Source organism: Micromonospora sp. NPDC049089, assembly GCF_040648775.1.
Lineage (GTDB): Bacteria > Actinomycetota > Actinomycetes > Mycobacteriales > Micromonosporaceae > Micromonospora.
On sequence record NZ_JBEZEH010000259.1, the window covers coordinates 1 to 8,512 of the forward strand.

At 67.6% G+C, this 8,512-nt stretch carries 12 protein-coding genes and 1 pseudogene; 4 read left to right on the forward strand and 9 right to left on the reverse strand.

Annotated features, from left to right (window positions below):
- Positions 1–33: 33 nt before the first annotated feature.
- On the reverse strand, positions 34–561 hold the full coding sequence (locus AB0B48_RS29985; protein ID WP_357207339.1) for a pyridoxamine 5'-phosphate oxidase family protein: 528 nt from the start codon (positions 559–561) through the stop codon (positions 34–36).
- Complete coding sequence (locus AB0B48_RS29990) at positions 558–1,226, reverse strand: DUF899 domain-containing protein (protein WP_357207341.1); 669 nt, start codon at positions 1,224–1,226, stop codon at positions 558–560. The genes AB0B48_RS29985 and AB0B48_RS29990 overlap by 4 nt, the downstream gene beginning before the upstream one ends.
- A 129-nt stretch (positions 1,227–1,355) precedes the next feature.
- On the opposite strand from AB0B48_RS29990, the gene AB0B48_RS29995 reads away from it, so the two are divergent.
- Positions 1,356–1,817, forward strand: coding sequence for a helix-turn-helix domain-containing protein (locus AB0B48_RS29995; RefSeq protein ID WP_357207344.1), 462 nt, complete (start codon positions 1,356–1,358; stop codon positions 1,815–1,817).
- 25 nt (positions 1,818–1,842) lie between these two features.
- On the opposite strand, the gene AB0B48_RS30000 is transcribed toward AB0B48_RS29995, so the two are convergent.
- From AB0B48_RS30000 to AB0B48_RS30025, 6 genes and pseudogenes are all read right to left on the reverse strand, one after another.
- Entirely contained in the window at positions 1,843–2,619 is a 777-nt protein-coding gene (locus AB0B48_RS30000; protein WP_357207346.1) for a nucleotidyltransferase domain-containing protein, read from the reverse strand.
- A 15-nt stretch (positions 2,620–2,634) separates the two neighbouring features.
- Positions 2,635–3,348, reverse strand: coding sequence for a VOC family protein (locus tag AB0B48_RS30005; RefSeq protein WP_357207360.1), 714 nt, complete (start codon positions 3,346–3,348; stop codon positions 2,635–2,637).
- Between the two features lie 123 nt (positions 3,349–3,471).
- Positions 3,472–3,732, reverse strand: coding sequence for a hypothetical protein (locus tag AB0B48_RS30010; protein ID WP_357207363.1), 261 nt, complete (start codon positions 3,730–3,732; stop codon positions 3,472–3,474).
- Positions 3,733–3,779: 47 nt separating this feature from the next.
- A pseudogene (locus AB0B48_RS30015) lies at positions 3,780–4,241 on the reverse strand (aminoglycoside phosphotransferase family protein); the annotation flags it as partial.
- A 114-nt stretch (positions 4,242–4,355) separates the two neighbouring features.
- Positions 4,356–4,868, reverse strand: a complete 513-nt coding sequence (locus AB0B48_RS30020) for an endonuclease VII domain-containing protein (RefSeq protein ID WP_357207362.1) — start codon at positions 4,866–4,868, stop codon at positions 4,356–4,358.
- A gap of 139 nt (positions 4,869–5,007) precedes the next feature.
- Positions 5,008–5,469 carry an HNH endonuclease gene (locus AB0B48_RS30025; RefSeq protein ID WP_357207348.1) on the reverse strand — a complete coding sequence of 154 codons (462 nt, stop codon included), beginning with the start codon at positions 5,467–5,469 and terminating at the stop codon, positions 5,008–5,010.
- Positions 5,470–5,753: 284 nt separating this feature from the next.
- Here AB0B48_RS30025 and AB0B48_RS30030 point away from each other — a divergent pair, with 284 nt between their 5' ends.
- On the forward strand, positions 5,754–6,377 hold the full coding sequence (locus tag AB0B48_RS30030; protein ID WP_357207350.1) for a uridine kinase: 624 nt from the start codon (positions 5,754–5,756) through the stop codon (positions 6,375–6,377).
- 96 nt (positions 6,378–6,473) lie between these two features.
- Positions 6,474–7,160 (forward strand): Type 1 glutamine amidotransferase-like domain-containing protein, encoded by a 687-nt coding sequence (locus tag AB0B48_RS30035; RefSeq protein ID WP_357207353.1) that lies wholly within the window; start codon positions 6,474–6,476, stop codon positions 7,158–7,160.
- A gap of 65 nt (positions 7,161–7,225) precedes the next feature.
- Here AB0B48_RS30035 and AB0B48_RS30040 read toward each other — a convergent pair whose 3' ends face one another.
- Positions 7,226–7,750: a hypothetical protein gene (locus AB0B48_RS30040; protein WP_357207356.1), complete on the reverse strand. Its 525-nt coding sequence runs from the start codon at positions 7,748–7,750 to the stop codon at positions 7,226–7,228.
- A gap of 267 nt (positions 7,751–8,017) precedes the next feature.
- Between AB0B48_RS30040 and AB0B48_RS30045 the strand changes: the two genes are divergently transcribed.
- The gene (locus AB0B48_RS30045; RefSeq protein WP_357207358.1) at positions 8,018–8,410 is read left to right on the forward strand and encodes a hypothetical protein; all 393 of its coding nucleotides are present in this window, start codon (positions 8,018–8,020) and stop codon (positions 8,408–8,410) included.
- The last annotated feature ends 102 nt before the right edge of the window (positions 8,411–8,512 follow it).

Below are 8,512 nucleotides of genomic sequence, written 5' to 3' on the forward strand. Positions count from 1 at the left end.
AGCCTCGGCATGGCCCGCCCCGCGCCCGGTCACTCAGGTGCGGTTGAACCGCCAACGAGTCGCGGTCAGCCCGTCCGGGCCGTAGCCGAAAGCCCGGACGGGGGAGACCTCGTAAAAGGCGTACTGGGGCGCTCCCGGCAGACTGTCGTCATGGACTCGGCCGTCCCTGATGGCGAACGTCCAGCCGTACTTTGTGGCGAAGGCGGCGGCCACCCGGCGCAGCGCGGCGTCGCCCGACACCTGGTGAGCCGCACCGTTCACCACCAGGTCGAGGTCGTCGCTGCTCACCGTGATGACAGCTCGGGGGTTGTGGGCCAGGTTGCGGCTCTTGCGGGAACTCGGGCGGCTCGCGATGCACGGAGCCCCGTCCAGCAGCACCGACATCACCGGGGCCGCATGGGGACGGCCACCCGGTCCCACCGTCGACAGCCAACACTTGTGTGCCGACTCCAGACAGGCCAATGCCTGGCTCCAGGGCTTGACTGTCGCCACGTCGGTGTTGAAGGGTGTTGCGTCCTCCTGCTGGAAGAGGAGCTCGGCGACCGGTGTGTCGACTGTCATGACGGATCCTCTGTGGTGTCGTACTCGTCGTGCAGCCGCCACCACTGGTACGGCTGGGTCTGCGGCCAGCCTTCCGGCGAGTCCTCCCAGGTCTCCTGTCGGCCGTACGGCGTCAGATCGAGGAAGGACCAGTTACTGCCGAGCCGTTCCACGCCGCGGGAGGTGGTGGTGTAGGTGCGAAAGATCCGGTCGTCGGCGCGGAGGAAGACGTTCAGCGCGAACCCGTCACCGGTTCCCATGTCGGCGTTGAAGCTGTTGTTCAGCGACGAGTACCAGGGCAGGGCCCAACCCATCCGCCGCCGCAACGCCAGCAGGTCGTCCAGCGGGCCATGGGACGTCAACGCCAGGGTGACGTCGCGGGCGTTGAGGTGGGCCGGGTGTCCGACGTTGTCGGTGAACAGCGAGCAGCCGGAGCAGACAGCGTCGACGCCGCGCCACATGAAGGTGTAGACGATGAGCTGACGGCGGCCCTCGAACAAGTCGGTCAAACTGGCAGGCCCGGACGGGCCCTCGAACACGTAGTCCTGCTCGACCGGCGTCATCGGCAGCCGGCGGCGCACCGCGGCCACTGCGTCGAGCTGGCGGGTGAGTGCCTTTTCGCGGACGCGCAAGGTGTTCACTGCGTCTTGCCAGTCCCTGGTCGGCACGATCGGCGGATGGTTCATGCGGGCCTCTTTTCGGCTTCCCTGCACGTGTGGAGGGGGCACAGACCAGTCCGTTTCTTAAAGAGATGGACTGATGTGACGCTAACAGAGTCAGTTCCCTGAAGGAACCACCTTGCGTATCGTGGCGTCATGCAGCGAACGCAGTTCGGCACCATGGCGTGCTCGATCGCCCGCACCCTCGACGTCATCGGTGAGCCGTGGTCTCCGCTGATCCTGCGGGACGTCTACGCCGGCACACACCGCTTCGAGCAACTCCAGCGAGGGCTCGGCATCTCCCGCAAGGTGCTCGCCGAGCGGCTGAACTGGCTGGTCGAACAGGGCGTCCTGACCCAGCGTGAATACTCGACCCGGCCGGTCCGACACGAATACCTGCTCACCGACAAGGGCCGGGAGCTGTGCGATCTACTGCTCGTCATGGTGCGCTGGGGTGACCGGTGGACGGCGGGCGACGCCGGCCCGCCGGTGCTCTACCGCCACCACGCCTGCGGCGAGATCAGTCACGTCGAACTACGGTGCTCGGAGTGCGAACAGCCCATGCGGGCTACGGACATCGATCTGCTGCCCGGGCCTGGGGCACACCCACCATCGTGACCATCGGCTCGGTCAATACCCGCCGTCATCCGGGTGCGGAGCGCGTCCCGTCGTCCGGCGGCCGATCGGTCGCGGCGAGTTCGGTGAGAACCGGGTGTAACCGATTGGCCAGCGTCGGGTCCGTACGGGTGAGTTCCGCAGTCAGGGCCGTCACGGCCGCCGAGAGCGCACGGCGCAACTCGACCTCGTCAGTGGAACGGACCAATGTCGTTTCGAGCGGGCCGGTGATGTCGGAGGGCAGTAGGTGAGCGCCTTTGGCGTAGCTGGTGGGGTGGCCCAGACGCTGGCAGGCGAGTGCGATCGTCTGGGTCCGCATGGCGCTGATCCAGTGCTCGGCCTGCCAGAATCTGCCTCGTTCGATGCTGATCCGTGCGTGCAGCGCGTGGTGCCATGCCAGGCCGGCTGTGCCGTCGTGGCCGCTCGACGCGGGGGCCCGGGATGGTGTGGAACGCCCGAACATGAGGCGCCAACTCGGGCCTCGCGGCCCGAACTCGCCTTCCGGGCTGAAGGAGAGGTCGACTTCCAGGCAGTGAGGCAGCAGGAACACCCGGTAGATCGCGGACCCGGCCGCGAGGTCCCAGTGGTGGACCGCCGCGAAGTCCTGATACATCTGTCGCGTCCATCGACGCATGACGGCGTCGAGCGGGTCACTGACCCCGAAGGCCAGATCGATGTCCGACCAGCGATCCTCATCGTTCGTGGCGTGCGAGCCGGTGATCGCGGCGGCGACGACACCGCTGTCTTGTTCCGCCAGATGCAGCAGCCGCCGCTGGATCCGGTCGCGTTCGTCTACTGAGAACATCAGGTCACGCTGCTCCTAGGACAGCGCTGCCGCAAGGTCGGTAGCGGCCTCATACGCAGCCGCAGCCCGTGTGGCCTGGTCCGCGCTCAACGCGACACTGTCGACACGGGCCAGCATCTCGATCGCCGTGGCCGGATCGTTCAGGACCATCGCGACCTCAGCGCGGTACACGAGCACCTCCACCAACGCGACCGGGTCGTCATCTGTATCGGGATGGCCCAGCGCACTGTCGAGAATCCGAGCCGCCTGCCGGGCGTCCCCTCGGGAGTCGGCCTGCACGACGGCGTTCGCCATCGCCTTGCCCAGCCGCCCAGTCGGCGCCGACGCGGGGGAGACCGAGGCGTTCTGGAAGACGCGGATCCAGTTGCCGCCTGGATCGATGACGCTGAAGCCGCTCAGCCCGTCGGCGTTCTTCCGCGCGCGGGGCCGGGTCATCCGGGGCGTCCCGGAGACCAACACCTTGCCGTACGCGGCACGCATTCCCGCCGCGAAAGCCCGGTACAGCTGCCCCGTGTCCGAGGTCAGCACGAGACACGACCCGTAGGACTGCGCCGGATCGAACCCCGCGATCTCGAAGAACTGCAGATGTAGATCTTCGCGTTGCAACCCCACGCACGGGTTGGGTTTGCGCTGTTGGTAGGTGGTGTGGAAACCGAGCACCTCGTAGAAGGCGACGATGTCGTCGATGGACGCGCAGGGCAGCAGGGGAACGGTTACCTCGTTGGTCACCCGTACTTCGTAGCCGTCGGGAGGAGGCACACGCACATGGAAATGACTGATCAGCGGCCGCAGACGACTGAACGGCTGATACAGCGCAAGCTGGGCTAGCCCGTCAGCGACCTCTGTCGGCACTCACCTTCGAAGGATGTGCGCGGTGATCCACATGGCGTCGCGTTGGTAGAGCCCGACGTGACTGCGGAGGTTCTCCTGTCCCTGATCAGCCCGCGCCTCGGTGAAGGCGGCGAGGTCGTGCAGTCGGTGGACTGCGGCCTGGAGGATGTGGTCAGGGTCCTGCCCCGAGCCGTAGCCGTCGCAGAGCATGCGCAGCCGACGTGCCCGCTCGGCCAGGTCACTGTCGATCGCGTCGCCGTTGTCGGGGTGGGCCAGCGGCACCAGCCGGTACGCGAGGTAGGCCAGATCCCACGACCGGGACCGGGCGAGGCCGTGTCCCAGTCGATGATTCCGGTGAGCCGCCGGTCGGTGAAGACCATGTTGTAGGGCGCGAAGTCGTTGTGACAGATGACCTCAGCTGGCTGTCGCACCGGAAACTGCCACACTCCGCCAACGGTGTCGAAGCTGGCACTGGCCTCGTGAAGTTGTGCGAGGTGCAGACCTGCGTCGGCGAGGATGCCGTCGCTCCAGATCCAGTCCGGCAACGGGTACTGCGGCACGATGCCCGGCAGGTAGGAGACGCTGTCGCGTCCGTGCTCATCGGTCCCGAGCGGTTGCGGAACCCAGGTGACGCCGCGCTCCCGTAGGTGTCGTAGTAGGCGCTGAACCGTCGGGCTCCATGCACCATGACCGCGCCGAACAGTGGCACCGACCCGTGTCGCACCTCCCATGTTGCCGCCGGGCAGCGCTTCCTCCTGCTCGTCGGCCGCGTTCGGGCTGTGGTCATCCATGTCGACATCCTCAGCGCGTGAGGGCTGTGACGCCACCGCGTTCCCGAGCCGGACTGAAGCGAGCGAGCACAGTCCACAGCAGGTGATTACTGGATTGTCGTTAACAAAAATCCGTTAATTACCTGGGACAAAAGGTACGCAACGTACACGCACCATAATGACAGTTCTTGTGCGTAAGGACTTAGGTTGGTGTACGCGCGTGTTGGCCGGGAACTCAGGTGACCTCTCGGGGCGGCACCGATGACGGCCCCGGCTGGAGGTATCCAGTGCGCGGCGCAGCGCCTCAAGGTTGTCCCGGAAGTGCCCAAGTGCCGAGTTGCACCCGTTGCAGAGGAGCCCTCGAACGGTGTTGGTGCCGTGGCAGTGATCCACGACCAACCGGAACGCCTGGGCGGAGGGCTTGCCGTCCTTCCGGGGGCGACCGGCGAGAGTTGCCGGGAGGTCATCCTCATGGATGCCGCAGATGGCGCATCGAAACCCTTGCCGTGACCTCAGTTCATCGTAGAACGGCTCGGTGATCCGGTACTTGCTCCAGAGATTCATCGCTCGATTGGAGCCCGGCCGGGAATCCCTACTGGCCTGATTCACACGACGGGAGTAGTCGCGGCACGGTTGACAGGAGAGCATCGTGCGACCGGTCGCGCCGACGAAGGACTCTGCCGGCCGAAGCTGCTTGCACCGCCCGCAGGTCTTTGACTCGTTCACGATCCTCGCACCCTGACAGCTTCAGTGGCGGTACCGGCATCGGAAAGCGTTGGAGGGCTGACTACGAGCGGCCGTACGCGGCGCGGGCCTGGGCAACCTCGACTGCCTCGCGTTCACGCCACCGGCGCTGTGCCTCCCGGTTGCACGTCCGGCAGACCCGACGGTACCGGCCGGTCGCCGGGTCGAGCTCACGGTCGTGGCCGTTGCGGCACTGCGCCGCCTGGTTCCGGTGGCGGCCGGCCTCGGCGCGACTGAGCTGTCGCAGATGAGTCGGCTCGATACAGTCGGCGGCGCCGCAGGTTTGGTCGACGTCGAGGGCGGGGTCGTACCCGCCGAGGAAGACGACGTACGCGGCGATGTGCGCCCACGCCCGGCCCGCGACCTTCTGGTGCACCCCACGTCGCTGCCCGTAGCCTTCGACGACCAGGCAGCCGCTCTCGGTACGGTGTGAGCGCTCCAGCAGGTAGGCGCGCAGCGACTCCTCGGTGTGGTAGCGGGACAGACCCTTCACGGCCGCGAGCACCGTGTCACCGTACCCACGTCACGCACCTTCGTCGACTGACGCTGACACGGCGAGTGGTCGCGATCCGACCGGTGGGCGGTCGTCGGCACCGCTGTTCGGCGTGGTCGGCTGCAGGCGCAGCTGGTGCCGTACCCGGCGATCGTCGTTCCGCGACGTCCTCGATCCGTGAGGCGTGCTGCGCTTCCGGTCAGGGATGGAGGAACGGCGTGAGCGTCGTACGGCGGCAGTTGCTCGACCATGTCGCTGACCTGGTGCCGACGTTCCCCGCGCCGCGGTGCGTACGGGTGGCCGTTGACGGGGTCGATGGGGTGGGTAAGTCCACGTTCGCCGGCGAGTTGGCCGCGTTGCTGCGCGGCCGGGGACGTCCTGTCGTGCACGTGTCGGCGGACGACTTTCATCACCGTCGGGCTGTGCGGCATCGCCGTGGCCGGGATTCGCCGGAAGGCTTCTGGCTCGACAGTTACGACTACGAAGCCCTCGTCCACAACGTGCTGGAGCCGTTCGGTCCCGAAGGCTCTCGCCGTTACCGTCCCGCTGCCCATGATCTTCGGACAGACGAGATTCTGGATCTTGAGTGGCGGACTGCGGCGCCCGGCACGGTACTCATCGTCGACGGGCTGTTCCTGCATCGTGACGAGCTCGTGGAGTGCTGGGACTTCTCCGTCTTCGTCGACGCGCCGTTCGCGGTCACCGTCGCACGGATGGCCCGGCGCGACGGTTCCCATCCGGATCCCTACCATCCCAGCCTCGGCCGCTACGTCGGCGGGCAGCGGCTGTACTTCGCCGCCTGCGCGCCTCACGAGCGCGCGGATGTTGTCATCGACAACCGGGATGTGACCCGACCGGCCCTCGTGGAGGTCGTCGCACAGGCGGAGGCAGTTGACGGTTGGACGGCCTCCGACGGATGATCCAGCGATGTGTCGCTCGGGTCAGCGAGCCGGGACGCTGGTTCGCATGGGCACCATGATCGCCGTCATTTCGGTGGCTTCAGGGGAGCGGATCGCATGAAGTTTCTTCTCACGTCGGGGGGCATCAGCAACCCGAGCATCTCCGACGCGCTGGTCGACCTGTTGGGCAAGCCGCTCGCTGAGTCCACTGCTCTGTTCGTTCCCACCGGTGTCTACCCCTTTCCCGGCGGAGCTGAGAAGGCGTGGAAGGCGATTCACGGCCAACCCGACATCCCGCTGTGCCAGCTGGGTTGGAAGTCCCTGGGGTTGTTGGAGCTCACCGCGCTGCCGACCATTCGAGAAGAGAACTGGGTCCCGGCGGTCCGGGAGGCCGATGCCCTGCTGGTCTGGGGCGGCGATGTGCTGTACCTGACCTACTGGCTGCGCCAGTCGGGCCTGGCCGACCTCCTGCCGTCGCTGAGTGACACGGTCTATGTGGGGGTCAGCGCCGGGAGCATCGCGGTCACCCCGTACAACTGTGACGCCGAATTCGACAGTCAGTTCGTCCCCGACGGCAGCGACAGGGCGCGGGACGCTGACCGGGCGCTGGGGTTGGTGGATTTTACGCTGTACCCCCACCTCAACCATCCGGACATGGAGGACACCGAGCTGTCCCACATCCAGAAGTGGGCGTCCGGAATCCCGGTCCCGACCTACGCCATCGACGACAACACCGCCATCACTGTGGTCGACGGCAGTGTCGAGGTCATCTCCGAAGGAGACTGGAGACTGATCAACCCCTGACCGGAACGTCCCATCGGCCGGTTGCGGGGGGCCTGCTACCGCGACAACTGCCCTGCTCCTGATGCTTAGAGCGGGTTGCCATAGCCGCCGGGTGCGACGCCGCAGTTTCGGCAGGCCCGTCCCGCGCGGCGGTCCTCGTCGCCGCACGCCAGGCATCGTCCGGCCGGGTCGACCCCTGCGGCGTACGCATCGAGCACCCGCTGCACCACGATGGGAAGCTGCTCGGTGGGATGCTTCTGCGGATCGGGGCAGTAGGCGATGTCGTGGCAACCCCACGAGTCCCACGGATGCGGGGTTGTAGGGACTCGTTGGCCGGCCTGCTTCTGCAGTCGCCGTTGGGCCGCGAAGGCGACCGCCCTTGCCAGCACCAGAGCGCGGGCTGTCTCGAGTTCACCGAGGGCCCGGACCAGCGACGGGGGATCGACCTCGATGTTTCCGGGGATGCGGTGCCGGGTCGCCAGGTGATGCCAGGTGGCGTGAAAGCCGTACGGCGCGAAGTGGTAGAGGCAGTCCCGTAGATGCGACCGGCGCCGTCGAGGGCTGAGACTCTCGTCGCGCACCCGGCGGGCGGTCGCGGGGAAACTGGTCATCCAGGGACGATCGCTACGAGCGGCCGTACGCGGCGCTGGTCTGGGCTACCTTGGTGGCCGCCGATGAGGACGACGTACGCGGCGCTGTGCGCCCACGCGTGACCGGCGACCTTCTGGTGCAGACCCTTCACAGCCGAGAGCACAGTGTCACCGTACCCACGTCGCGTAGCCGCGTCGAACGACGGCGGACGCGCCGACGCGCCTGCTCGGCGAATGGTCGCGGTCCGGCCGTGCTGTCCGCACCGGAGCTGCCGTAGCGTCGCCGGGGTGGGTCTGCTGTTGGTGCTGCGCGCTCCGCTGCCGCGTCCGAAGAGCCTGCGTCGGGCCACCCGCGCGCAGCGGCGGGAGCGCCATCGCGCCGACGCCGACGAGTGGGCCGCGGCGCGGGAGCGCGGTTTGCTGCTCGACGTGCCGGTGGAGGAGTTGCTGCCGCTGCTGAACGCGGCGGGCGGTAACCGACTTCCGATCTTGGGTCAGCTCGACCCGTGGTCAGATGGCGTACTCGTTCGTGAGGATCTGCCGCAGCTCGAGGCTGACGTCGACCGCCTGCGGGCGGCGGCGGCTGACGACACGGAGCGTGGGCTGGCGGCGGCGCTGAAGGCGTTGTTGGCGCGGTGGCGCGACGAGCCTGGCCTGACGCTGCACTGGTACGGAGACTGACCGGCTGCGCGGCGCTCGGCGGCGTCACGGTCACACGTCCGGGTCGGTGTCGCCGCCCCGCCGCCGGAGGTGGGGATGCGGGAGGGCGGGGACGCCGCGGCG